General features: G+C 73.5%; 21 protein-coding genes and 1 pseudogene. 8 read left to right on the forward strand and 14 right to left on the reverse strand.

The genetic code is table 11. The features are described from left to right. Positions 1-38 precede the first annotated feature (38 nt). The 9 genes from IE313_RS31105 to IE313_RS31145 form a co-directional block, all read right to left on the reverse strand. Positions 39-821 carry an ABC transporter permease gene (locus IE313_RS31105; protein ID WP_189938149.1) on the reverse strand — a complete coding sequence of 261 codons (783 nt, stop codon included), beginning with the start codon at positions 819-821 and terminating at the stop codon, positions 39-41. Next, positions 818-1,822, reverse strand: a complete 1,005-nt coding sequence (locus tag IE313_RS31110) for an ATP-binding cassette domain-containing protein (protein ID WP_189938151.1) — start codon at positions 1,820-1,822, stop codon at positions 818-820. Before IE313_RS31110 ends, IE313_RS31105 begins: the two co-directional genes overlap by 4 nt. A 114-nt stretch (positions 1,823-1,936) precedes the next feature. Continuing rightward, entirely contained in the window at positions 1,937-2,782 is an 846-nt protein-coding gene (locus tag IE313_RS31115) for a DUF4097 family beta strand repeat-containing protein (protein ID WP_189938153.1), read from the reverse strand. Positions 2,783-2,901: 119 nt separating this feature from the next. After that, entirely contained in the window at positions 2,902-3,420 is a 519-nt protein-coding gene (locus tag IE313_RS31120) for a toxin-antitoxin system HicB family antitoxin (RefSeq protein ID WP_189938155.1), read from the reverse strand. Between the two features lie 415 nt (positions 3,421-3,835). Further along, on the reverse strand, positions 3,836-4,624 hold the full coding sequence (locus IE313_RS31125; RefSeq protein ID WP_189938157.1) for an alpha/beta fold hydrolase: 789 nt from the start codon (positions 4,622-4,624) through the stop codon (positions 3,836-3,838). 384 nt (positions 4,625-5,008) lie between these two features. Then, positions 5,009-5,845 (reverse strand): DUF1206 domain-containing protein, encoded by an 837-nt coding sequence (locus IE313_RS31130; RefSeq protein WP_373317104.1) that lies wholly within the window; start codon positions 5,843-5,845, stop codon positions 5,009-5,011. Positions 5,846-5,968: 123 nt separating this feature from the next. Beyond that, positions 5,969-7,750, reverse strand: a complete 1,782-nt coding sequence (locus tag IE313_RS31135; RefSeq protein WP_229925111.1) for an FtsX-like permease family protein — start codon at positions 7,748-7,750, stop codon at positions 5,969-5,971. Then, complete coding sequence (locus IE313_RS31140; RefSeq protein WP_189938159.1) at positions 7,747-8,577, reverse strand: ABC transporter ATP-binding protein; 831 nt, start codon at positions 8,575-8,577, stop codon at positions 7,747-7,749. The genes IE313_RS31135 and IE313_RS31140 overlap by 4 nt, the downstream gene beginning before the upstream one ends. Beyond that, positions 8,574-9,116 (reverse strand): PadR family transcriptional regulator, encoded by a 543-nt coding sequence (locus tag IE313_RS31145; RefSeq protein WP_189938160.1) that lies wholly within the window; start codon positions 9,114-9,116, stop codon positions 8,574-8,576. Before IE313_RS31145 ends, IE313_RS31140 begins: the two co-directional genes overlap by 4 nt. Positions 9,117-9,723: 607 nt before the next feature. Here IE313_RS31145 and IE313_RS31150 point away from each other — a divergent pair. Further along, positions 9,724-10,737 carry a zinc-dependent alcohol dehydrogenase family protein gene (locus IE313_RS31150; protein WP_189938161.1) on the forward strand — a complete coding sequence of 338 codons (1,014 nt, stop codon included), beginning with the start codon at positions 9,724-9,726 and terminating at the stop codon, positions 10,735-10,737. Between the two features lie 191 nt (positions 10,738-10,928). On the opposite strand, the gene IE313_RS31155 is transcribed toward IE313_RS31150, so the two are convergent. Both IE313_RS31155 and IE313_RS31160 read right to left on the reverse strand, forming a co-directional pair. Beyond that, a complete protein-coding gene (locus tag IE313_RS31155; RefSeq protein ID WP_189938162.1) occupies positions 10,929-11,297 on the reverse strand; it encodes a hypothetical protein in 369 nt (122 codons plus the stop codon). Positions 11,298-11,545: 248 nt separating this feature from the next. After that, positions 11,546-12,307, reverse strand: coding sequence for a S1 family peptidase (locus tag IE313_RS31160; protein ID WP_189938163.1), 762 nt, complete (start codon positions 12,305-12,307; stop codon positions 11,546-11,548). 341 nt (positions 12,308-12,648) lie between these two features. Here IE313_RS31160 and IE313_RS31165 point away from each other — a divergent pair, with 341 nt between their 5' ends. From IE313_RS31165 to IE313_RS31185, 5 genes are all read left to right on the forward strand, one after another. Then, on the forward strand, positions 12,649-14,802 hold the full coding sequence (locus IE313_RS31165; protein ID WP_189938164.1) for a CocE/NonD family hydrolase: 2,154 nt from the start codon (positions 12,649-12,651) through the stop codon (positions 14,800-14,802). Continuing rightward, positions 14,799-15,749, forward strand: coding sequence for an ABC transporter substrate-binding protein (locus IE313_RS31170; protein ID WP_229925112.1), 951 nt, complete (start codon positions 14,799-14,801; stop codon positions 15,747-15,749). The genes IE313_RS31165 and IE313_RS31170 overlap by 4 nt, the downstream gene beginning before the upstream one ends. A gap of 70 nt (positions 15,750-15,819) precedes the next feature. Next, on the forward strand, positions 15,820-16,890 hold the full coding sequence (locus IE313_RS31175) for an ABC transporter ATP-binding protein (RefSeq protein WP_189938167.1): 1,071 nt from the start codon (positions 15,820-15,822) through the stop codon (positions 16,888-16,890). Then, positions 16,887-17,663, forward strand: a complete 777-nt coding sequence (locus IE313_RS31180; protein WP_189938169.1) for an ABC transporter permease — start codon at positions 16,887-16,889, stop codon at positions 17,661-17,663. Before IE313_RS31175 ends, IE313_RS31180 begins: the two co-directional genes overlap by 4 nt. Next, positions 17,664-18,317, forward strand: coding sequence for an ABC transporter permease (locus IE313_RS31185; protein WP_189938171.1), 654 nt, complete (start codon positions 17,664-17,666; stop codon positions 18,315-18,317). It begins immediately after the preceding gene. Between the two features lie 29 nt (positions 18,318-18,346). Here the strand turns inward: IE313_RS31185 and IE313_RS31190 are convergent, their stop codons facing one another. The 3 genes and pseudogenes from IE313_RS31190 to IE313_RS31200 form a co-directional block, all read right to left on the reverse strand. Further along, positions 18,347-19,633, reverse strand: a complete 1,287-nt coding sequence (locus IE313_RS31190) for a cytochrome P450 (protein WP_189938173.1) — start codon at positions 19,631-19,633, stop codon at positions 18,347-18,349. Continuing rightward, a complete protein-coding gene (locus IE313_RS31195) occupies positions 19,630-20,472 on the reverse strand; it encodes an alpha/beta fold hydrolase (RefSeq protein WP_229925113.1) in 843 nt (280 codons plus the stop codon). The genes IE313_RS31190 and IE313_RS31195 overlap by 4 nt, the downstream gene beginning before the upstream one ends. Positions 20,473-20,893: 421 nt before the next feature. Continuing rightward, positions 20,894-21,568: pseudogene (locus IE313_RS31200) on the reverse strand (alpha/beta fold hydrolase); the annotation flags it as partial. Positions 21,569-22,093: 525 nt separating this feature from the next. On the opposite strand from IE313_RS31200, the gene IE313_RS31205 reads away from it, so the two are divergent. Continuing rightward, positions 22,094-22,945 carry an alpha/beta fold hydrolase gene (locus IE313_RS31205; RefSeq protein ID WP_189938178.1) on the forward strand — a complete coding sequence of 284 codons (852 nt, stop codon included), beginning with the start codon at positions 22,094-22,096 and terminating at the stop codon, positions 22,943-22,945. A 152-nt stretch (positions 22,946-23,097) separates the two neighbouring features. Further along, the gene (locus IE313_RS31210; protein ID WP_189938180.1) at positions 23,098-23,595 is read left to right on the forward strand and encodes a MarR family winged helix-turn-helix transcriptional regulator; all 498 of its coding nucleotides are present in this window, start codon (positions 23,098-23,100) and stop codon (positions 23,593-23,595) included. Positions 23,596-23,779: the final 184 nt, after the last annotated feature.

Genomic DNA, 23,779 nt, shown 5'->3' on the forward strand with positions numbered 1-23,779 from the left:
GGCGCGTGTACGAGATCGATCGGGCGGCAGGCGGGCCCTCAGCGCTTGGTGGTGCTGTTGAACAGCGAGCGCGACCAGACGTAGCCGACCAGGGCGATACCGGCGCACCAGGCGAGCGAGATCCAGCCGTTGCTGCCGATCTCCGAGCCGGAGAGCAGGCCGCGCAGTGTCTCGGTCATCGGCGTGAAGGGCTGGTTCTCGGCGAACCAGCGCAGGCCCGGCGACATCGAGTCGGCCGGCACGAACGCGGAGCCGAGGAACGGCAGGAACTGGACCAGAAGTGGCTTGTTGCTCGCGGACTCGACCGTCTTGGAGACCAGGCCGAGCGCCGCCGACAGCCAGGTCACCGCGAACGCGATGGCGGCGAGGAGGCCGGCGGCGGCAAGCCATTCGAGCGGGCTCGCGTCAGAGCGGAAACCGAGGGCGAGCGCGACCGCGACGACCACGACGACGCTCACCATCGTCTGGATGACGCTGCCGATGACATGGCCCGTCATGAACGACGAACGTGTGATGTTCATGGTGCGGAAGCGGTTGATGATGCCCTCGGTCATGTCGGAGCAGACCGCGATCGAGGTCGACATCGCCCCGGCCGCCACTCCCATGATGATGACGCCGGGCGTCAGGTACTCCAGGTAGGCCCCCCTGCCGCCGCCCATTCCGGCTCCGATCGCGTCCCCGAAGGCGTACACGAACAGCAGCAGCATCAGGATCGGGGTCATGGCCGAGCCGAGCGACACGCTCGGGTAGCGGAGCGCGTGCCTGAGGTTGCGCCGCAGCATCGTCATCGAGTCGTGCACGGCGTAGGTGAGGGTGCTCATCGCAGGGTCTCCTTGACGTGAAGCGGGGTGCTGGTGCCGGTCCGCGAGGTGCCGTCGCCGGTCAGGGCGAGGAACACGTCGTCCAGGTCGGGGGTGTGCACGGAGAGGTCGGCGGCCCGGATGCCGGCGGCGTCGAGCCGGTCGAGCAGGGCGCGCAGCGCGTCGAGGCCGCCGTCGCCCGCCACGCGCAGGGCGAGGTTCCCGTCGTCCCGGGCCGCGCCGGGGAACGCGGCGGCGGCACGCTCGTACTCGGCGGGGTCGGTGAACCCCAGCCGTACGTGGCTGCCGGGGATCTGCGCCTTGAGCTCGTCGGCCGTGCCCTCGGCGACGATCCTGCCGCCGTCGAGCACGGCGATCCGGTCGGCCAGTTGGTCGGCCTCCTCCAGGTACTGGGTGGTGAGGAAGACGGTGGTGCCGCCGGCGACCAGCGAGCGCACCGTTTCCCACATGGTGCGTCGGCTTCGTGGATCGAGGCCGGTCGTCGGCTCGTCCAGGAAGATCACCTCGGGGTCGCCGACCAGGGTCATGGCGATGTCGAGCCGGCGCCGCATACCGCCGGAGAAGGTCGCGGCCCGCTTGTGCGCGACGTCGGCGATGCCGAACCGCCGGAGCAGCTCCGCGGTGCGGGAGCGCCCTGCACGCTTGCCGAGGCGCAGCAGATCGGCCATCAGAAGCAGGTTCTCCTCGGCGGTGAGCAGGTCGTCCAGCGCGGCGAACTGCCCGGTGACGCCGATCGCGGCGCGCACCCCGTCCGGTGACGTGGCGACGTCGTGGCCCGCGACCTGGGCCTGCCCGCCGTCGGCGGCGACGAGCGTGGACAGGATCTGCACGGTGGTGGTCTTGCCGGCGCCGTTGGGTCCGAGCAGTGCGAACACGGACCCGGCCGGGATCCGCAGATCGATGCCGTCGAGCACGGTCTTGTCGCCGTACGACTTGCGCAGACCGACGGTGGAGACGGCGGCGGGCGACTGCGGACCACCGCCCCTTTTGGACGCGGGCATGACAATAGAAGGCATAGGGTCCTCCGGTGCGCGGGATGAGGTGACTGGGGACGTGCGGTGCGGGGGTGGCGGGTGACGAGCGGGCGAGGCGGCGGGCCGGGCCCGGGCCGGCGTTCAGGCCCGGGCGCGGCGCACGTCGATGTTGCCGTAGCGGGTCCGGGCGCGGACCTCCACGGTCTCCTCGGTCTTCTGAGGGGTCTCGGTGGCGGTGAGCGTGTTGCGCACCTGCCCGTGGCCGGAGCTGACGTCGAGCCAGGCGGCGGTGCCCTCGCGGATGCCGACCTCGATGGCGCCGTACGAGGTCTCCAACTGCACGCTGCCGGTGGCCACTTCGGCGATGCGCAGGGTGCCGTGGGCGGTGGTGGCGGCGACCGACGCCTCTGCGCGCTCGACGCTGATGTCGCCGTTGGCGCCGCTCACCCGCAGATCGCCGGTCGCGACGCCGACGGTGGTGGTGCCGTGCGAGTTCTTCAGGACGGCGGGGCCGTCGAGGGTGCCCACGCGCAGGCTGCCGGAGCTGGTGGTGATCTCGGCCGCGCCCTCGACCCGCTCGACGGTGATCGAGCCGTGGGACGCGGTCAGCCGGAGCGGCCCGGTGGTGTCGAGGCGGACATCACCGGACGAGGTCTTCACCCGGACCTCGCCGAGCCGGCCCTCACCGAGCACCTGGGCCCAGGCCCCCGTCATGTCGACGCGCGAGCCGGCGGGCAGTTCGACCGTCACGTCGACGGTGCCGGTGCGCCCGACGAGGCCCCGGTGCTTGGGCGTCCTGACGGTCAGGACACCGCTCGCGCAGGTGACCTCGGTCTGGTCGGCCGACCGCACGTCCTGGTCCCGCTCCGGGTCGCGGGGCCGCACCTCGACGACCGTGTCGGGGCGGTCGCCCGCGGTGAACCGGATGGAACCGGCGTACACATGGGCGGTGGCCGAGATCGGTTCGGGAGTGTCGAAAGAAGGCATGGCTGTACCGTCCTCATGAGTCGTTGGACCGTCCCCGCAGGTGGGGACGTGGTGTGGGTGCAGACGCGGCGCGGGTGGCGCGGATGCGGCGCGGGTGACGAGGGCGGGCGCGGGCGCGGCTAGCGCACCCAACCCGTGATGCTCTGCCCGATGGTGTGGGCCTGCTGCGTCACACGCGGGCGTGTGCCGCCCTCGACCGCGGCCGACACCGCCCGCACCAGCCACGCGTTGACCGACAGGCCCTCGCGGCTCGCGGCCTCCTCGGCGCGCGCCTTGAGGTGGGCCGGCAGACGCAGATTGACGCGGGCGGTGCCACCCTCGTCGCCGTCGGCGGGCGCCGGCGCCCTGAGCGGTTCGACGGGCGCGGCGGCCGCTTCCACGGGGGCGGCGCCGGCGGGCGGCGGCGTCACCACGAAGTCGGGGTCGAGCCCGCGCAGCCGTACGTCGACCGAGCCGGGGGCGAGCTCGCGGGTGATCTCGTCCATCGCGGCGGAGAGCACGTTGAGCATGGTCAGCCGGGTCGCCGACTCCAGCGGAGCGGTGAGCCGCTCGGCCAGCTCGCGGGCGTCCTCCCCACCGGCTTCGGCGGCCACCGCGAGTTCGCGACGGAGGGTGTCGACATACGGAGTCAGGTCCATGACGTTATAGTGGCACCACTATGGCACTACACGCAACCCCCGATGGCGCCACATCGGAGTGAGCCTGGCAGATGCAGCTCTGAACTGCGGAAACACACACAAGTCGTCCAGGGCCGTGGTGGCACCATGCGTACTCACGCACCGCGAGGGAGTTGACCTGGCGCCATCCGACACCATGTGGCACCAGGTGGCGCCACCCGGCACTGTGCTGCGCCAGGTGGTGCCAGTTGCGCCAGGCAGTGCGATGCGCCGCGCGGGGGCCGCGGTGGCACGCAGCGGCCCGCGGTGGCGCCAGGCGGTGGGCGCTGGGAAGCGGCCCGCCCCGGCCTCGCGGCCCGCCGCCGTGCCGGATCCGCCCGGGGCGGGCACGGCCGGGCCCGCCCCGGTCATGGCGCCCGGTCCGGCGTACGGGGGTTCAGCCGGCCAGGAGGTGAGCGAGCCGGGCCGGGTGGGCCAGGTGCGGGAAGTGGCCGCTGTCGGGAAGGGTGGTGAGGGTGACGTCGGGCAGGAGCGCCTCCAGCCACTGCCGGTACGCGGGTGGCGGCTCTCCTTCCGTCACATGGTGATAGGAGATGCCGGCCGCGCGGATGGCGTTCAACTCGCGGGTCCGCTGTTCGCCGAGCTGCTCCGCGGGAAGGTCGAGGAGTTCGCTCCAGTAACCGAGGAGCAGGTCCTGCCGGGGAGTCGTGGCCGTCCTGACCAGTTCGCGCGCGGCGGGCGGCAGCACGTCGATCCGCATGCCGTCGACCATGCGCTCCCACACCCGCTCCCACCCAGGGCCCCGCAGGTCCTCTTCCGCCTGCCGCAGCACCTGCGCGAAGGGGCCGACCAGCAGCGGCTGGTCCACGTTGACGACACCGGCGGCCGGATAGGTGCCCGCGTAGGCCGTGGCGACGACGCCGCCGAGCGAGTGCCCGACCAGGACCGGCGCGGCGAGTCCCGCCTCGGTCACCGCTTCGTGGACGACCGCGGCGACGTCGGCGACGCGGTAGGACTCCTGTCGCGGCGAGTTGCCGTGACCGGGCAGGTCGAAGGCGATGGCCGCCCGGTCCGGGGCGAGCGTCTCCAGCTCCTCCAGCACCGGCTCCCACTGCCGGCGGTCGTAGCACAGGCCGTGCAGCAGGACCAGCGGAGGCCGATCGCCGGGTGCGCCGTAGCTGTCGGCTGCGAGACCGCCGAAGGTGCGCCGTCCCGAGATGCGCATGTTCCCTCTCCCCGAGGTGGTGGTTGCTTCGTCCCAAGGCGGCGTGGCTCCGCTGGGTACGTAAGGTGCGCGGCGTGGTCCTCGTCCGCGGCGGAGCGGGCCCCGTTCGCCTCCGGCGGTCCGGGCCCGCACCCGGCCCCCCAGGCCGCCGGGCCCGCCGCGGCTCGGCCGCCGGGACGGTCCGTCACACCATATAGTCACCGCCGCCGGGCGCGGTGCCGCCGCCTCCCCCCTTTCCGCCAGTGGCGGGCCGGCTCCGACCCGACCCGGCCGGCAGGGGCCCGACCGGGCCGCTGCCCGGGCGAACACGCCAGGCAGGCCCGCGTGGCCCGGCACCGCGGGCAGGGCTTCGCCCGCGGTGCCGGGCCACGCGGCCGCTGGGACTCAGGTGCGCCGGTACCGCGCGCTCGCGAAGGAGAAGGCGCCGAAGGCCATGAGTCCCACGGCCACCGCCACCAGCAGCCACGGCCCTGCCGGGGTCTGGGTGAAGGCGCGCAGCGTGTCGTCCATGCCCTTGGCCTTGCCGGGCTCGTAGCGCACCGCCGCGACCACGGCGAAGGCCCCGGCCGCGGCGAAGAGCACGCCCCGCGCCATGCCGCCCAGGACCCCGAGCGCATCCACCGCGTGCCGCGTCCTGCTGCTCATCGAGGCCGTCCTGAGATGCTCGTCGAACTTGCGCAGCACCGCCCGTCCGAAGACCCAGCAGCCCGCGGCCACCACGCCGATCCCGGCGGCGCCCACCAGCCAGCGCCCACCGGGCAGGTCGAGCGCCCGCGCGGTCACGTCCTTGGAGGTCCTGTCCGAGGAGCCCCCGTTGCCGGAACCGGCCGCGAAGGACAGCACCGAGTACGCGACGAAACCGTAGAAGACGGCCCGGCCACCGGAGATCAGCCGCTTGCGCGGCTTGCGACCATCGGTTCCCGCGGCCCCGAAGGCCGCCTCGGACAGCCGCCACAGCACCATGCCGGCCACGGCGGCGCCGAGGGCCCACAGCAGCAACGAGCCGAACGGCTTCCCGGCGATCTCGGCGAGCGCGCCCGAGCGGTCGGCCTGCTTGCCACCGCCGGGGTGGAACGCGACACGGACCGCCAGCACCCCGATCAGAAGGTAGAGCACCCCGCGCCCCACAAAACCGGCGCGCGCTCCTGTGTCCACTGCAGAACTGTTGGCCGCGCGCCGTGCCGTGCGCCGACCGCGCCACGTCATCGATGGGACTGTCATATCGCCCGCTTGCCCCCGAAGCGGTCGCGAAAACGCCGCTTCCGGGGCACCGCGCGCGCCCGTCCGACCGCTCGTGACCTCGCGGTGCGCGGGTCCGGGCAGGAGGCCGGGGCGCCGGGTCCGTCACGCGGTCCCGGCGCTGAGAACCCGCCCCGCGGTGTTGCGGGCGTGGGCCCACGCGGGCAGGGCGGTCAACGCCCCGGTTGCCAGCAGGATGGTGAGCGCGGCGGTGAGCAGCCATGACCCCGGGGGCGTGACCGTCGTACCGAAGATCCAGTACAGACCGAGCCCGGCCGGCACACCCGCCGCCACTCCGGGTACGGCCGGCAGGAGTTGTGCGAAGCACAGCGCCCTGACGACCTGGCCGGGGGTGGCGCCGAGGGTGCGGGCGACGGTCAGGGCGCGCCGGGCCTGCACGGCGGTGCTCCGGCCGAGGAGCACGGTGTTGAGCGTGGACAGGGCCACCATCGCGAGCGTGACGGCGAGCAGCACGTGGCCGGCCTGGTCGGTCCGCACTTCGAGGGGGCCGAACCGCTTGAACGCGGGGGTCGCGTCGAGCTCGGTGTGCCAGGCGAGCAGCGCGGTGACCAGGATGGTGGTGGCGCCCGTGCCGGCACAGGCCAGGGCGGCGCGGCCGGGCCGGCGGGCGAGCAGCCGGACGCCGAGCAGCAGCGAGGTGGGCAGGTGCGCCGTCACTGCGTTCAGGTGCGGGTGGTGCGTGAGCAGGTGGGCGGGGTCGGCCAGGGCGTCGACGGTGCCGGACCGGGCGGCGCGCACGGCGGGGCCGAGCGCACCGGTCGCGGCGACCATGAGGGTGAGCAGGACCGCGGCGGCGACGGTGCCGGAGTCGGGAGGGCTGACGGTGTCGAGCAGCCCGGCGCTGGGATCGACCAGGCGGGGTGCGGCCAGGGCCCCGGCGGCCAGCCCGAGCGCGGTGGCCAGGAAAGTCAGCAGCAGGTACTGGGCCAGCAGTACGGCGGTGACGGTGCCGGGGCCGGCGCCGACGGCCTTGAGCAGTGCGGCACGCCGGTTGTCGCGCGTGGCGCGTGCGGTGGCGAGCGCGGCGAGGGTGACCATCGCGGCGACGGTGAGCAGCCAGCCGCCGACGACCAGCGTGGGCCGGGTGATCTGGATCATGGCCGTGTCCGTACGGAGGACGTCCTGCCAGTAGTGGTAGCCGAGCCAGCCGGTGGGCCTGACGGCCTGGAAGGCCGCGGACCTGCCGAAGCCGCGGGCCGCGGCGGGGTCGGACAGCTTCAGGTAGATCAGGTGGACGCCGGGGGTGCCGCCCGCCGCCGCGTGGGCGTCGGCGGTGGTGAGCCAGACCATGCCGCCCCAGTCCGCCGGCCGGGCTCCCTGCGCCGGATCGCCCCACGGGTAGACCGCGATGGCCGCGCTGATCGCGGTCCCGACGACCGGGAGGCTGCGCCCCCTGACGGTGATGCGGTCACCGACGCGCACCCCGAGAGCCCGCGCGAAGCCGCGCTCGACCACCGCGCCCCCGGGACGCACCCAGGTACCGGAGGTCACCAGCGGCCGGTCCACGGCGGACCGTGCGGTGCCGCGCCCCTCGACCGCGCAGCGCGCGGCACGGCCGTGCGCCCGGATGGTGGTGTCGAACGCGAAGAACGGGCCGCCGAGCGCGGTCACACCGGGCAGGTGGGCGAGGCGCGAGGCGAAGCCGGAGGGGTCCGGGTCCGTCGTCGAGGACATCACGTCGGGGCCGGCGGTGGCCGCGCGGGTCTTCGCGTACCCGGTGGACACGGCGTCGGTGGTCGCGGTGCCGAGGGTCAGGCTGGCGGTGGCGAGAGTGACGGCGAGCAGGAACGTGACGGCCTCGCCGGGACGGCGGCGTATGTCACGCAGGATCAGACGCCAGGTCAGCAGCAGGTGCCCCACGGTCATCCCTCCCAGCCCAGCAGCGAGCCGAGACCGGTGCTGCCGCCACCGTCCAGGCGGGTGTCGCCGGCCAGCGTCCCGTCGCGCATGGAGACGACACGGTCCGCCGTGGCGGCGACCCGCTCGTCGTGGGTGACCACGACCAGGGTCTGGCCCCCGGCGCGCAACTCGGCGAAGAGCCGGAGGATGTCGAGGGTCGCGGCGCTGTCGAGGTTTCCGGTGGGCTCGTCCGCGAGGACGACCAGCGGCTCGTTGACCAGGGCGCGGGCGATGGCGACCCGCTGCCGCTGCCCGCCGGAGAGTTCGGAGGGCAGATGCCGGGCGCGTCCGGTGAGTCCGACCCGGTCAAGGAGTGCGGCGGCACGGACGCGGGCGGTGCGCGGTGCGGCGCCGGCGAGCAGTGCGGGCAGCTCGACGTTCTCCGCCGCGGTCAGCTCGTGCATCAGGTGGTGGTCCTGGAACACGAATCCGACGGCGCGGCGCCGCAGCCTGGCCAGCGCCCGTTCACCGAGGTGGTCGATGCGCAGCCCGCCGAGCCACGCCTCGCCGTCGGTGGGCCGGTCGAGACCGCCGAGCAGGTGCAGCAGCGTCGACTTGCCGCAGCCACTGGGCCCGGTCACGGCGAGCGTCTGCCCGGCGGGGACGTCGAGGTCGACTCCGTCGACGGCCCACACCATGCTCTCGTCCTCGCCGTACACCCGCGACAGGCCGACCGTGCGCAGCGCCGGCCCGGCCGCGGCACCGGGTTCGCGGCCGGCCGGTCCCGTGCCCGGGCCGCCGTCCGCGCCCCCCGGCCGCGACCGGCCCCTGACCCGCTGGCCGTCTCTCGTCATGCCTTCTCCTCACCCTTCCCACGCGGGGCGCGGGCCGACCAGGTCCGCCCGCACGCCTCCAGCCAGCGCAGGTCCGCCTGCAACCGGAGCGCGATGCCCTCCAGGAGCAGTCCGGCCTCCGAGTCCACGTCGTGGGCGAGGGCGGCGTGCTGTGCTTCGGCGAGGCTGCGCATCAGTTCCCGCCGCCGCGCGTCCACGAGCGCGAGCGGATCGGCCAGACCCGACTCGGCCGCGGCCACCAGCTTCAGGTGGAACTCCGCCACATCCGTTCTGGGCCCGGCGTCCTCCGCCAGCCACGCGGCCACCCGCTCCTGTCCTGCCGCGGTCGGGGCGTACACCTTGCGCCGCGGGCCGCGCACCGGCACGTCCACACGCTCCTGGACGACGAGGCCCGCCTTCTCCAGGCGGGTGAGCGTCACGTAGACCTGCCCCGCGTTCAGCGCCTCCCCCAACGGCCCGAGGGCCGCCGCCAACCGCCCGCGCAGGTGGTACCCGTGCGACGGCTCCTTGACCAGCAGCGCCAGCACCACGTCCTGCACGGACCCCCCTCTCCACGAACGAGCCAATAGATAGCGGTTATCCATAGAGGCGTCAACCCGGTCCGGGCGGGCCCGGGTCCGCCCGGACCCCGGCCCGGGCGCCCGCGGCAGGCCGGGCCCTGCTTCGACGGCGGCCCTATGTGGGAGTGGCCCCACCGACAGCGCCCCAGGAGCCATCGTGGCCCGCCCCCGCACAGCCGCCCGGACCGTGGAGCACCCCGAACTGCGCGGGGTCCGCCTCCCGTAGCCGTTGCAGGGGGCACCTTCGGCACCCCGGTGTTCCCGTCCACGCTCACGCACCACTTCGACGTGCTGCGCGAGGCAGGCGTGGTCCGCCCGCACGACGTGGGGACGGCGAAGACGAACACGCTGGGCGCGCAGGAGGTGGAAGCCCGCTTCCCGGGCCTGCTGTCGGCGGTGAGGGCCGCCTCCGCCGTCGGGCAGGGGTCGGGACGCACCCTCGGGGCGCGGCACCGCCCGGTACTTCGACGCCGTTCGAAGTTTGACTGCCATCGGATGGCGGGGCACTGTGGGCGGCGCCGTCCAGCAGGGCCGGTTCCCTTTCCCCATTCCCCTTTCCCCTTTCCCCGCCGCGAGGAGTCGCACCATGAGCCGCGCCGTCCGCTTCCATGAGACCGGTGGACCCGGGGTCCTGCGCCTGGAAGAGGTCCCCGAGCCGGTCCCGGGTGCGGGCGAGGTCCTGATCCACACCCGCGCGCTGGGGCTCAACCGGGCGGAGGCGATGTTCCGCCGCGGCGAGTACGGCATCGATCCCGTCCTGCCCTCCGGCCTCGGCTACGAAGCCGCGGGAGTGGTCGCGGCCGTCGGGGGCGGCGTCACCGGGCTGCGCGTCGGGCAGGCCGTCAGCGTGGTGCCGTCCTTCAGCATGACCGACCACCCCGTGCACGGCGAGGCGGTCCTCGCCCCCGCACACGCCGTGGTCGCCCACCCCGAACAGCTCTCCTTCGCGGAGGCGGCCTCGGTGTGGATGCAGTTCGTCACCGCCTACGGCGGCCTGGTCGACACCGCGGGGGTACACCCCGGGGACACCGTGCTGATCCCGGCCGCCTCAAGCAGCGTGGGCCTCGCGGCCATCCAGATCGCCCATCAGGCCGGCGCCCGCGCCGTCGCCCTGACCCGCACCGGCGCCAAGCGTCAACGGCTCCTGGACGCGGGCGCCGACGCGGTCATCGCCACCACCGAGGAGGACACCGTCGCCCGGGTGCGCGAGCTGACCGGTGGCGAGGGCGCCCGGGTGATCTTCGACCCGGTCGGCGGCACCGCTCTGGCCGACCTCGTCGAAGCGGCCGCCCACGAGGCCGTCATCGTCCTCTACGGCGTCCTCGACCGCGCTTCCGCCCCGCTGGACGTCGGCACGGTGCTCTTCAAGCACCTCACCCTCCGCGGCTTCGAACTGTTCGAGATCACCACCGACGACGAACGCCGGGCCGCCGCGGTCGACCACGTCCGCCGGGGCCTCGCCACGGGCGAACTGCGTCCCGTCATCGATCGGACCTTCCCCCTGGACGACATCGCGGAGGCCCACCGCTACCTGGAGGCCGGCGGGCAGATCGGCAAGATCGTCGTCACGGTCGCGCCCCGGGACGCGACCGCGTCGTGAGGTCCGGCTCCGCCCCGCTCCCGGCGCAGGACGTCGCGGCGCCGCGCGGTCTCGGGGTACTGCCGGAGCGCCACGGCCCCGCGCCGGCGAGGACCTGAGCCGTCGGGTCGCCGGGCCCCGTGCGCGCCGGGCCTCGTGCGCGTTGGGCCTCGTGCGCGTTGGGCCTCGTGCGCGTTGGGCCTCGTGCGCGCCTACGGCCTGCGGTTGGCACGGATGGCGGTGACGACCGCGGCGATGGTGCCGGCCGAGAGCACGGCGGCGAAGCCGATCATGGTGGTCCTCAGCGGGGTGTGCTGGATCAGCAGGCTGAAGGCCACCGACGGCAGGCCCATGCCCAGGTAGGCGAAGGCGAGGGTGACGCCGGTCGGGCCGAAGTGGTCGTGGGCCTGGTAGAGGGGCCGGAGCGGAGTGGGCACCGTGCCGAACGCCATCAGCGCGGTGAAGGCGGTGGTCACGACCCACAGCCCGGCGGAGGGCGAGAGCGCCGCCCTGAGTCCGGGGGCGCGGTGGACGGGCGGGGAGGTCCCCGGGGTGTGCGCGGTGGGCGGGTGGACGGTCACCGCTGCGGCCTTTCTGTGCGGCCCGCCGGGACACCACCGCGCTCGAAGCGTCCCTCGACACCCTGATCGACTGCCTGCGCGGCCACGTCGACCACTGACGACTCAGACGCCGCGGGCACGGGCCGCCGCGCCGCCGCAGGCAGGTGCGCCGGTCGCGGACTTCGGCGGCACCCGGCCCGGGGCGGGGCCCCTCCCGACGGCCGCCGCCGAAGCCGGGTGCCGGTGTCCGCCGGGAGGCCGCGCGGACGTCAGCGCGAGTGGGCCGTCTCCGTCTCGATCCACTGGCGGAAGGCGGTGACGTCGGTGTAGACCGTCGGCGCCGCCCCCGGCTCCCCGTTGCTCCCGGACGTCGCGCCGACCAGCTTCCAGACACCGTGCTGCCTGACGACGGCAGGACCGCCGGAGTCGAAGTTCCCGGCGCCGTACCTCCCGTCGACGTTGCCGACGCACAACTCCGTCCGGGGGACGATCCCGGAGTCGTCGCACGACGGGTCGGGCAGCAGCGCCGTGTCGAGTTGCCGCAGGTCCTCGGGCCAGCAGGACGCGTCCTGCGCCGCGCAGGTCTGGCCCCAGCCGAGGATGCGCAGCGGCGTCCCCCCGCTCGGCGACGTGTCGGCGACGGCCACGGGGGCCTCGTGCGCCGGCCTGCTCAACTCGAGGAGCGCGATGTCGTGGCCGCGCTCACCGTCGGGTCGGGTGACGAACCTCTTGACGCGGATCAGTTCGCCGCCGCGGGTCGTGTCCGAGGAACCGATGCGCAGTTTCCAGTCCTTGAGCTCGCCCCGCGTGCAGTGCGCGGCGGTGACCGCCCATCGCTCGGCGATGAGTGAGGCGCCGCACACGTGCCCGTCGGGACGCGGGGACTCGGGACGCTGGAGGGAGGCCATGAACGGGTACGCCCCGCCGGCCGGTGCGCCGCCGATGATGGCGCCGGCGGGCGGTGCACCGGCCAGGCCGAACGCCGCCGCGGCAGCCGGGATGAGGGCGAGTGCCCATCGTTTGGAGAACATGGCGGGAGACTAGGAACCGGCTGTGTCAACGGGGCATCCACTGCGCCTCGACCGTCCATCGACGGGCCCACCGCCCGGTCTCCGGACGGTCGCGGACGGGAGAGCGCCCGCGACGGCCGGTGTCCGCGGGTCCATGAGGGCGGGCCCGGACGCAGGTCAGGGACGGTGTCGGCCCGCTGGGACGGCAAGGGGGCACCGCCGTCGGCACGGCACACGGCGGCTCGCTGGCCTACCCAGTCCTACGCGACCCATTCGTGTGTTCATGCTCACCAGTTCACATGCCCTCTAAATTATCCCATATAAGCAGATAAGGAGAGTGTGTGTTCGTCTAGTGTGCCGCCATGCCCACTACCGGAACCCCAGGTGCCGTTGGAGAGACCACACAGCGCCGCCCGCGGGGAGATGTCCACGACCAGCAGCACCACGCCGTGCGTGTGCTGCGCCATGTGTGGATACCCCTGAAGGACGGCACCCGGCTCGCCGCACGGATCTGGTTGCCTGCGGACGCTTCCGGACCCGTGCCGAGCGTGCTCGAGTACATCCCGTACCGCAAGAACGACGCCACCGCGCCCCGCGACGTCACGCTCCACGCACCCTTCGCGCAGGCCGGATACGCCTCGCTGCGCGTCGACTGCCGGGGCACGGGCGACTCCGACGGCGTGATGCTCGACGAGTACCACCCCACCGAGCTGGCCGACGCCCTCGAAGTCCTCGCCTGGATCGAGCGGCAGGACTGGTCCGACGGCCAGGTCGCGATCATCGGCAAGTCCTGGGGCGGTTTCAACGGTTTGCAGATCGCCGCCCTCGACCCGCCCCAACTGCGCTGCATCGTCACGGTCTGCTCCACCGACGACCGGTACGCCGACGACGTGCACTACGCGGGCGGCACCCTGCTCGCCTCCGAGATGCTGCCCTGGGCGGCGACGATGCTCGCCTACAACGCCCGCCCCGGTGACCCGGCCGTGCTCGGCGACGCATGGCGGGAGCACTGGCTGGAGCGGCTGGAGGCGACCGTTCCGTACGCCGAGGAGTGGGTCGCCCACCAGCGCAGGGACGCGTACTGGGAGCACGGCTCGGTCTGCGAGGACTACTCCGCGATCAAGGTTCCGGTGTACGCGGTGGGCGGCTGGATCGACCAGTACCGAGGCGCCGTCCTCCGGCTGCTGGAAGGCCTCGGGGCGGCGGGCGTGCCGGTCAAGGGCCTGCTCGGCCCCTGGGCGCACAACTACCCGCACCAGGGCCTGCCCGGACCCGCCATCGACTTCGTCGGCGAGTGCGTCCGCTGGTTCGACCGCTGGATGCGCGACGGCAGCACGGACGGCGCGGCCACCGCGGACGCCGCCGACGGCGGCAGCGGTGCGCACTCCGCGGGACCGGACGGCAGACCGCCGGCCGTCGACGACGAGCCGCGGCTGCGCGTGTGGATGCCCGAGCCCGCGCCGCTCGGTGCCGACCGCGTGCACCGCGCGGGGCGCTGGGTCGCCGAGCCCGCCTGGCCGTCGCCGGGCGTCACCCCCCGCAGGACACCGCTGCGCGAGCTGGGCGGGGCCCCGGGCACGGCCGTGCTGCGCTCGCCGCTCGCCGTCGGCGCCGCGACGGGCGACTTCCTCAAGTTCGGCGACGTACCGGGGCAGTACGCCGACCAGGCACCCGACGACGGGCGGGCGTGCTCCTTCACCGGGCCGCCGCTGCCCGAACGGGTGGAGATCCTCGGCGTCCCCGAGGTCACGCTGCGCGTCACCAGCGACCGTCCGCAGGCCCAGCTCGCCGTGCGGCTGTGCGAGGTCACGCCGGACGGCGCCTCCCGGCTGGTCACCACCGGACTGCTCAACCTCACCCACCGCGCGGGGCACGCGGCACCCGAGCCGCTCCGGCCGGGCCGGCCCTACGAGGTGACGGTCCCGCTCTTCGCCGTCGGACACGCCTTCGGCGCCGGCAGCCGCATCCGGGTGGCCGTCTCCGCGTCGCTGTGGCCGTGGATGTGGCCCTCTCCCCAGGCCGTGGCGCTGGAACTGGACCGCGGCCACGGCGAGTTGGTCCTTCCCGTACGGGAGCCGCGCCCGGCCGAGGAGGCCGCGCTGCGCGACTTCGGACCACCGCCCCCGGAGCCGCCGCACACCATAAAGACCGAGACGCTGCCGGGTGCGCGCCGGGTGACCTACGACCCCGAGAGCCAGGAGCAGATCATCGTCGCCACGCCGACCGGGGGCTCGATGAGCGACAGCGCCGACGGCCTGACCCACAGCACGCGCGATCTCAACCGCTTCCGGCTGGTGGAGGGCGACCCGCTCTCCGCGAGCGTCGAGTGCGAGCGTCAGGAGCGCGTGGGGCGCGGGGAGTGGGCGGTTCGGGTGCACACCCGCTCCCGGATGACCGCCGACGAACAGGACTTCCTGGTGGTCAACCACCTTGCCGCGTACGAGGGTTCCGGCCCGGCCGAGCGCGAGGTCTTCGCCCGCACATGGACCCGTACGGTGCCCAGGGACCAGGTGTGAGCGCCCCCGGAGCGTTGCGCCGCGGGGGCCGGCGAACGGCCGGCCGCGCGGGCCGGGGCCGCACCGCGTGCGCGGTGCTGCTGGCGCTCGCGAGCGTCGCGGGCCTGAGCGGCTGCGGAGCCGCGGCTCCCGGCGGGCGGCCCACGGTGGTGATCGGTGCGAAGGAGTTCACCGAGCAGTGGGTCATCGGCGAGCTGTACAAGCAGGCCCTGGCGAACGCCGGTTACAGCGTCGAGCTGAAGTCGAACATCGGCAGCACCAACATCATCGACGGTGCCCTCACCTCCGGCCAGATCAGCCTGTACCCCGAGTACACGGGCGTCGTCCTCCAGGTGCTGGCCAAGCAGACCACGATCCCCGGCAGCGCTGCGGAAACGTTTCGCAAGGCGAAGGCGTTCCAGGAGGGGCGGGGGCTGACGATGCTGCCCCCGACGCCTTTCCAGAACCGCGACGCGGTGGGCGTCAAGCCCGCGTTCGCCAGGAAGTACGGCCTGAGGACCATCGCCGACCTGCGCAGGGCCCCGCACGTCGTGTTCGCCGAGTACCCCGACAACCTCGCGGGCGCGCTGGGCTACCACCAGCTCGTCAAGACGTACCACCTGCGGAACACCGAGGTGAAGACCCTCAACATCGGCTTGCAGTACTCCGCCCTGGACCACGGCCAGGTCGACGCCGCCGACGTCTTCACGACCGATCCGCAGCTCGCGCGCGGCGACTACACGCTGCTCGACGACACCAAGAGCTTCTACGGCTACCAGAACCTCGCCCCCGTGCTGCGCAAGGGCGTCCTCAAGGAGCAGGGCCCCGGTTTCGCGAAGGTGCTCAACCGGGTCGACGCCCTGCTCACCGACAAGGCCGTGCGCGAGATGAACAGGGCCGTCGACGCCGTACGCCTGGCGCCCTCCGAGGTCGCCACGGACTTCCTGCGGGCGAACGGGATGACCTGAGCGCCGCCCGCCGCCACGGCGTACGCCCGCACCCGCACGTACCGCTGCCGCCATCCCAGGAGAGACCCCGATGAGCCAGGAAACCACCGAACCGAGAAGCCCGGCGGGCGCCCACGGCAGCCCCGCAGCCGGACCCGCCGGGGCGCGGGAGCCCGCCGAGGCGCAGGAGATCGTCTTCGACCGGGTCGTGAAGAACTACCCGGGCGCCGGGGCGCCGGCCGTCGACGAGCTGTCGCTGACCGTCCCCGCGGGCGAGATCTGCGTCCTGCTCGGCCCCTCCGGCAGTGGCAAGACCACGGCCCTGATGATGGTCAACCGGCTGACCGAGCCCACCGGCGGCGACATCAGGATCGGCGGCCGCTCCATCCGCGACATGGACCGGATCGAGCTGCGCCGCTCCATCGGCTACGTCATCCAGCAGGTGGGCCTCTTCCCGCACCTGTCCATAGCGGACAACGTCGCGACGGTGCCGAAGGTCCTCGGCTGGGACCGCGGGCGTACGAAGCAGCGCGTGGCCGAACTGCTCGACCTGGTGGGGCTGCCGGTGGCCGAGTACGGCAGGCGCTACCCGGCACAGCTCTCCGGCGGACAGCAGCAGCGCGTCGGCATCGCCCGCGCACTGGCCGCGGACCCGCCCGTGATGCTGATGGACGAGCCGTTCGGCGCACTGGACCCGATCACCCGGGAGCGTGTGCAGGACGAGTTCCTGGCGCTGCACGAGCGGATCAGGAAGACCGTCATCTTCGTCAGCCACGACATCGACGAGGCCGTGAAGATGGGCACGCGGATCGCGGTGCTGCGGGAGGGCGGGCACCTCGCGCAGTACGACACCCCGCAGGCGCTGCTGAAGGAGCCGGCCGACGAGTTCGTGGCCCGCTTCGTCGGTGCCGACCGGGGGCTGAAGCGGCTCACCCTGATCCGCCTCGCCGACCTGGAGCTGTCGGCGCCCGGTGCCGAGGCGCAGGAGGCCGAGCCGCACGGGGCACGCACGCTGCCCTCGCTCCCCGGGGACGCGTCGCTGCGCTCCGCGCTCTCCCTGATGATCGCCGACGGCACCGGGGCGCTGCGTGTGACGGGCCCGGACGGCAGGGTGCTGGGGACCGTGACCCTCGACGCCGTGCGAAAGGCGGGCGCGGCATGAGCGCGGCGCTCCCGTCGGCCGTGGGCCCCCTCGCCCGGGCAGCGGCGGGCGGCGGCCCGGGCGGGCCCGGCCATCCCGTCATCCCCGACTTCGGCGCGCCCAGCGGCTGCGTGGCCCACGACGCCACCTTCTGCACCGACTGGTTCACGGCCCACTGGACGAACCTCTTCTGGCCCGCGCTGGTGCAGCACGTCGAGCTGACGCTGGTCGCGGTCGTCATCGGCTTCGTCATCGCGCTGGCGGCCGCCGTACTCGGGCACTTCCAGGCGTGGTTCGCCGCCCCCGTCTCCGCGGTGTCGTCGTTCCTCTACACGGTGCCGCCGCTCGCGCTCTTCCAACTGCTGGTGCCGGCCACCGGCTTCTCGGTGCTGACGGTTGAGGTGGCCCTCGTCGCGTACAGCCTCTACCTGCTCTTCACGACCATCCTCACCGGGCTCCGCGAGGTCCCCCAGGACGCGGTCCGCGCCGCGCGCGGCATGGGGCTGACCCGGTGGCAGATCCTCTTCAAGGTGGAGATCCCGCTGGCCGTGCCCGCGATCGTCTCGGGGCTGCGCGTGACGACGGTGATGACCATCGGCACCGTCGCCATCGCGGCCTACGTCATCGACGAGGGTCTGGGCTCACTGATCCTCAAGGCGCTCCAGTCGCCGTTCAACACCCAGTTCATCGGCGCCGGCGGCCTGGCGGTCGTACTGGCGCTGGCCGCGGACGGCCTGCTGGTGCTCGGCGGCCGGCTGCTGACGCCGTGGGCGCATGCCAGGAGGACCGCGTAGATGGACACCTTCATCGGCTCGTTCACGTTCATGCGTGACCAGCTTCCGCTGCTGCTGGACAAGACCGGGCAGCATCTGTGGATGTGCGGCCTGGTCATCGGCGTCTCGCTGGTCGTCGCCGTGCCCACCGGGCTGTGGCTGGGGCATCTGCACCGCGGCGAGTTCCTGGCCACCAGCATCTCCAACGTGGGCAGGGCGCTGCCCAGCCTCGCCGTCATCGCCATCGGCCTCGGCATCATCGGGCTCAACTTCGTCAACATCGCCGTCGCGCTGCTGATCTGCGCGATCCCGCCGATCCTCAGCCAGGCCTACCTCGCCGTCGAGCAGGTCGACCAGAACCTGGTGCGTGCGGCGCGCGGCATGGGGCTCACCGCGCGGCAGGTCCTCTTCAAGGTCGAGCTGCCGCTCGCGCTGCCGTTGCTCTTCTCCGGCATCCGGATCGCCGTGGTGTACGTGATCTCCAGCGCCACCCTGGCGACCGTCGCGGGCGGCGGGGGGCTCGGCGACATCGTGCTCGGCCAGGCCAACTACGGCTTGCAGGGCGTCATCGCCGCCGCGCTGTGGGTCGCCGCCCTCGCGCTGATCGCCGACGGGCTGCTGGCGCTGGCGGGGCGGTTGCTGGTACCGCGCGGGCTCAAGGTGTCGCGCGGCTGACGCCGGCGCGCGGTGTCCGCCGCGCGCCGTCAGGAGTCGGCCACCCGCACGGGCAGCGACTTCAGCCCGTTGATGAAGTTCGACACCAGGCGGCGCGGCGGGGACGCGAGCCGCAGGGGCACCGGCAGGGCGCGGCGGACCTCGTCGTACAGGATCCGTAGCTGGAGGCGGGCGAAGTGCGCGCCCAGGCAGACGTGGGGGCCCTCGCCGAAGGAGATGTGGGGGTTCGGGGAGCGGGAGAGGTCCAGGACGTACGGATCGGGGAAAACGCGTTCGTCGTGGTTGGCCGAGGCGTGGAAGACGACCACCTTGTCGCCCGCAGCGATCCGCGTGCCCGCCAGCTCCGTGTCCCGGGCGGCGGTGCGCCGGAAGGACAGGACCGGTGGGTGGCGGCGGAGCAGTTCGTCCACGGCGGTGGCGAGGTCGACCCCGCCGCCGCACAGCCTGCGGTAGGCGCCGGGGTGTTCGGCCAGCAGGTGCAGGCCGCCGGGGGCCGCGCCGCGTACCGTGTCGTTCCCGGCCACGACCAGCAGGAAGAAGAACATCCGCAGTTCGGGCGCGGTGAGTTCGGGGTCCGTGGCGAGGGCTGTCATCACGTCGTCGCCGGGGTGCCGCCGCTTGTGTGCCGCCAGCGCGTGCGCGTAGTCGAACATGTCCCGCAGGGCCGCCGGGGACCTCGGGTCGACGGGCCGGGCGTTCGGCCCGGGTCCCGGTGCCCCGGCCTCGTCGGGGTCCTGGTAGCCGATGACGCGCCTGGTCCAGTGCAGCAGGAGGCCCCGGTCGCTGTCCGGCACGCCCAGCAGGTCGGTGAGGTTGAGCAGGGCGTAGTCGTCGGTGACGCGGGTGACGAGGTCGCAGGTGCCGTCTGCGGCCCGGGCCTCGGCGAGGGCCCCGGCGAGCAGGGAGCGGGCGCGCGCACGGGCGAGCGCGGCGAAGCGCTCCACACGTTTCGGGGTGAAGGCCCGGCTGACCGGTCGGCGCAGCCGCCGGTGGTGCGGCGGATCCTGGTTGAGCATCATGCTGCGGATGAACGGCAGGTCGGCGGGGTCGGGGTCGCGGATCTGGGTGGCGCCGAGCCAGGAGGAGTACGTCGAGGAGTCCTTCAGGACGCGAACGGCGTCGTGGTACCGGGTGACGGCCCAGAAGCCGGGGCCGGCCGGCCAGCCGAGCACCTCCGGCTCCTCCTGCCAGGCCACGGGGTGGTGATCGCGCAGCCGGCGGTAGCGGTCGTGGGGGATGCCTGCCGCGTACTGCCGCGGGTCGAACACGTCCGGTGCGACTGCCCGTCCCGCCGCCCCGTCACGCTTCCCGCTCACGCATCCGCCCCGGTGTCCCGCCCGTCGGCCCGCGCGGCGTCCTGCCCGTCGGCCCGCGCGGTGTCCTGCCCGTCGGCCCGCAGGAAGTCCTCCACCGCACGGATCAGGTCGAGGGGGGCCTCGTCCATCGCGTAGTGGCCGCACGAGGACAGCTCCACCAGTTCGGCCCGCGGGTACCAGCGCATCCAGGTGGCGCGCTGCAACTCGGCCGACAGGGCCGGGTCCAGCGCACCCACGACCGCCAGCGCCGGCACGGGGGAACCGTCGATGCGGTCGTGGAAGTCCTCGACCGCCCAGGAGTCCAGCCAGGCCCGGAACGCCTTCGCATCGCTGCGTTCGAACGAACGGCGCACCATGCGGTCCAGCCAGCCCGAAGGGCGCCGGCCCCCGGTGGTGATGTCGAGGATGGTCCGGCGGTGCTCGGCACTGTGCGCCGCGGCGGTGAAGAGTTCCCACTGCTCGGGCGGCAGGGGCAGGCCGGATGCGGGCACCGGCGACACACCGACGATTCTGCGCACCCGGTGCGGCGCGGCGGCGAGGGCCCGCTGGGCGACGCAGCCGCCCATCGAGTGGCCGATCAGCGAGAACCGCTCCCAGCCGAGCCGATCGGCCAGCGCGAGCACGTCCGCGGCGCCCTCGGCCGTGGTGTACGCGCCGCTCACGTCCCTGGCCTCCCCGTACCCCCTGAGGTCCACCACCGCGTACTGGAACGAGGCCAGGTCGAGGTCAGGCAGCACCGGGTCGTAGGCGGAGCGGTCGGCGAACCAGCCGTGTACCGCGATCACCTTGTGCGGGCCCGCACCGTGCAGTGCGTGGGGCGGAACAGGACGTGCGCTCACGCTGGCTCCCGTCGCCGGGCGTGCCGGCCAGCAGACCGGCCCGACCCGACCACGGTGGCCCCAACTCCCGCCCCGCGCAAGGTGCGAGGGCGCTCGCCGGGACACCGCGCCCGTTCACGCGCCCCACGCAGGAGACGGCCGCGAACGCACGGAGCCGGCGCCCGGACCGGCCCGGGCGCCGGCGGATGCCCGCGGGCGCGGCGCCGCCGCCGGCGCAGGACACCGGTCGGCGGGGCCGCCGTGCCCCGGCCCGCCACGCCCCGCTCCGGGGAGGCGGCGGGGTGCGGCGGGGTGCGGGGTACCGGCGTCGCGCTCAGAGGCCCAGGTCCACGGCTGCGCAGGAGAAGGACGGCCACGATCCCCCGGGGTCGTACGCGTCCGGCGCGGAGCCGTGCGGCACCGGCCTCCGTTCGACCATGTCCTCCTGGCGAATGCGCTCGGGGAGCCTTGCGAACCGGTAGTACTGGTACCACCAGGCGTACTCGGCCGCGGGCGCGAGCGGCTCCAGGTTGGCGTCGAGGTTCGTGACGAGGTAACCGCTCACGGACACCAGCGCCTTGCACCGCTCGGGCCGGAGTGCCGCGACGATGTCGGCGGTGCGCGAACCCCAGTCGAAGCCGGCGAGAACGGCCTTCTCGATCTCCAGCGCGTCCATCAGCGCGACGACGTCGAGGGCGACGGCCGACTGCTGGGCGTTCCGGAACGTCCGCGCGGACAGGAAACGCGTCGTGCCGTGGCCGCGGAGGTAGGGGACGATCACGCGGTAGCCCTCGGCCGCCAGCAACGGAGCGACGTCGACGAAGCTGTGGATGTCGTAGGGCCAGCCGTGCAGGCAGATGACCACGGGCCCGTGCGCGGGGCCCACTTCGGCGTAGCCGACCTCCAGCACACCGGCCCTGGTCCGCTTCAGTGAGGCGAACGAGGTGTGCGCCCCCGCGGCGCCCGCGGGCACGGCCGCCGCGGGCACGGTCACCGCCCCGGTCCCGCTCCGGGGCGCGGCGGAGGCGGTCGGGAGGTTGTGCAGGCCCGTCAGCACGGCGGCGGCCGCGCCCGTTCCCAGCCCCAGGGTCCCGCCGAAGGTACGCCTGTCGATCATGTCAAGCCTTCCGGTTGCGGTGCGGGTGCGCCGACGTGCCGGCACGGGGAAGTCGAGTCGCGCGACCGTTCGCGATGTGCCGCGCGCTCTGCCTGTGCGACGAATCTTGCACCGGATCATCACCCGTCAAACAGGTGATGCAGAAGAGATAGCAACACCCATGGACCCTCCTGGTGAGAGTTGGATGACTGTTTCACCCACCCGACCTCACCCCATCTGAAGCATTGCGTCACCTGTCGAAGCTGTGACTACAGCACACGGGAGATATCCATCGGCAAGCCATCCGCCACGGCACGGCAGGCACCCGCACACCCAGCCGCGCGCCCACCCCACCCGCACCCAGATCGGCCACTCGCGCGGCGCACGCGGACCCGAGGCGCCACCCGGAGCCCCACGAGCGCCCCGCCCCGGATTTTAGTTGCACACAACTGAATTGTGTACTACTTTCATGCTTGCCACCAAGACGGGGCGCCGCAGGCCGGCACCGGCCCGGCACCCGTCGGTCACCACCGGAAGGAATGCACCATGAACGTCGCGTCGCCGAAGCGCTCCACGTCCGTTCGCCGGGGCGCCGCAGCGGGTGCGGGCATCCTGGCCCTCACCGTCGCCGGAGTCCTCACCCTCAACAGCACGGCGTCGGCCACGGACCCGCACGGCACCCGGCAGAAGCCGACGATCGTACTGGAGCACGGGGCCTTCGCCGACGCATCCAGTTGGAGCGGCGTGATCCAGCGGCTGGAGCGCGACGGATACCCGGTCGTCGCCGCCGCCAACCCGCTGCGTTCGGTCGCCGGTGACGCCGCCTACCTGCGCGGCGTCGTGGACCGCAGCCAGGGCCCGGTCATCCTCGTGGGCCACTCCTACGGCGGGTCCGTCATCAGCGAGGCCGCCACGAACGACCCCAAGGTCAAGGCGCTCGTCTACGCGGCGGCCTTCCTGCCCGCCGCAGGGGAGAGCGCGGGCGAGCTGTCCGGGAAGTTCCCCGGCAGTACGCTCGGCGCCGCACTGGACCCGGTCCCGTACACGCTGCCCGACGGCGCCGAGGGCACCGACCTGTACATCAGGGCCGACAAGTTCCGCCACCAGTTCGCGGCGGACGTGCCCGCCAACCAGGCGGCCCTGATGGCAGCCACCCAGCGCCCCGTCACCCAGGCCGCACTCGACGAGAAGGCGACGTCGGCCGCCTGGCGGACCAAGCCGAGCTGGGACCTGATCACGACACGCGACCTCAACATCCCGGTGGCCGCCCAGGAGTTCATGGCGGAGCGGGCCCACGCCCACGTCACGAAGGTGGACTCCTCCCACGCCGTGGCCGTCTCGCACCCGGACACCGTCACGAGGGTGATCGAGCAGGCGGCCCGCGCCACGGCGGAGTGAGCCGGCACGCACCCGGGGCCCCGGCACCCGGGACACCGGCGGAACAGCGGCACAGGCAGGACACGGGCACGGCAAGGCACTGGTACGCGCAGGCAGAACACGGACCAGCAGAGGCAAGAAGATTGCCCACAATTCAGTAGTACGCTGAGGCCATGTCCGACGGTTCACGCACAACGCCCGCAGGGGCCGGGGCGGAGGACGATCCGCTCCGCCTCGACCTCCACCTCTGTTTCGATCTGCAGAACGCCTCCCGAGCCTTCGGGGACGTCTACCGCAGGGTGCTGCGCGACACCGGGCTGACCTATCCCCAGTACCTTGTGATGATCACCCTGTGGGAGCACGAGGAGCTGCCGGTCAAGCGCATATCGCAACTCCTCCGGCTCGACTCGGGCACCCTCTCCCCGCTGCTGAAGCGCATGGAGTTGGCGGGCCTGCTGACCCGGACCCGCAGTGCCGCCGACGAACGCTCCGTCATCGTGCGGCCGACCGCGGCCGGCAGCGCGCTGCGGGAGAAGGCGAAGGGCGTCCCCGCGCAGATCCACGCGGCGGCCGGCCTGTCGCCGCAGGAGGCGTCGGCCCTCCAGCGGGCCCTGAGGAAGCTCGCCGCCTCCCTCGACACCTCCCTCGACGCCTCGGGGCCGCGTCCCTGAGCCCGCCGCCACCCGCCGCCTGCGACCGGCCCGTCACCTTGACCCGCACCGGGTCCGAGGGTGCCGGATTTGCTAAGAATGCACGATTTCCTACCATAGGGTGCATAGATCTGCGGTCCATGGATCGGCGTCCACAGGTCCCCGACTCACGGGTCCACGGCCCAGGGCTCCGCGGCTCATGGCT

The organism is Streptomyces sulfonofaciens, from assembly GCF_014656295.1.
Classification (GTDB): domain Bacteria; phylum Actinomycetota; class Actinomycetes; order Streptomycetales; family Streptomycetaceae; genus Streptomyces; species Streptomyces sulfonofaciens.

Coding starts and splice junctions, on each gene's coding strand:
- IE313_RS31150 (WP_189938161.1), top strand. CDS start 9,724: ATGAGCCGCGCCGTCCGCTTCCATGAGACCGGTGGACCCGGGGTCCTG.
- IE313_RS31160 (WP_189938163.1), bottom strand. CDS start 12,307: ATGTTCTCCAAACGATGGGCACTCGCCCTCATCCCGGCTGCCGCGGCG.
- IE313_RS31140 (WP_189938159.1), bottom strand. CDS start 8,577: ATGACGAGAGACGGCCAGCGGGTCAGGGGCCGGTCGCGGCCGGGGGGC.
- IE313_RS31105 (WP_189938149.1), bottom strand. CDS start 821: ATGAGCACCCTCACCTACGCCGTGCACGACTCGATGACGATGCTGCGG.
- IE313_RS31210 (WP_189938180.1), top strand. CDS start 23,098: ATGTCCGACGGTTCACGCACAACGCCCGCAGGGGCCGGGGCGGAGGAC.
- IE313_RS31185 (WP_189938171.1), top strand. CDS start 17,664: ATGGACACCTTCATCGGCTCGTTCACGTTCATGCGTGACCAGCTTCCG.
- IE313_RS31110 (WP_189938151.1), bottom strand. CDS start 1,822: ATGCCCGCGTCCAAAAGGGGCGGTGGTCCGCAGTCGCCCGCCGCCGTC.
- IE313_RS31135 (WP_229925111.1), bottom strand. CDS start 7,750: ATGACCGTGGGGCACCTGCTGCTGACCTGGCGTCTGATCCTGCGTGAC.
- IE313_RS31115 (WP_189938153.1), bottom strand. CDS start 2,782: ATGCCTTCTTTCGACACTCCCGAACCGATCTCGGCCACCGCCCATGTG.
- IE313_RS31125 (WP_189938157.1), bottom strand. CDS start 4,624: ATGCGCATCTCGGGACGGCGCACCTTCGGCGGTCTCGCAGCCGACAGC.
- IE313_RS31130 (WP_373317104.1), bottom strand. CDS start 5,845: ATGACAGTCCCATCGATGACGTGGCGCGGTCGGCGCACGGCACGGCGC.
- IE313_RS31175 (WP_189938167.1), top strand. CDS start 15,820: ATGAGCCAGGAAACCACCGAACCGAGAAGCCCGGCGGGCGCCCACGGC.
- IE313_RS31165 (WP_189938164.1), top strand. CDS start 12,649: ATGCCCACTACCGGAACCCCAGGTGCCGTTGGAGAGACCACACAGCGC.
- IE313_RS31120 (WP_189938155.1), bottom strand. CDS start 3,420: ATGGACCTGACTCCGTATGTCGACACCCTCCGTCGCGAACTCGCGGTG.
- IE313_RS31205 (WP_189938178.1), top strand. CDS start 22,094: ATGAACGTCGCGTCGCCGAAGCGCTCCACGTCCGTTCGCCGGGGCGCC.
- IE313_RS31180 (WP_189938169.1), top strand. CDS start 16,887: ATGAGCGCGGCGCTCCCGTCGGCCGTGGGCCCCCTCGCCCGGGCAGCG.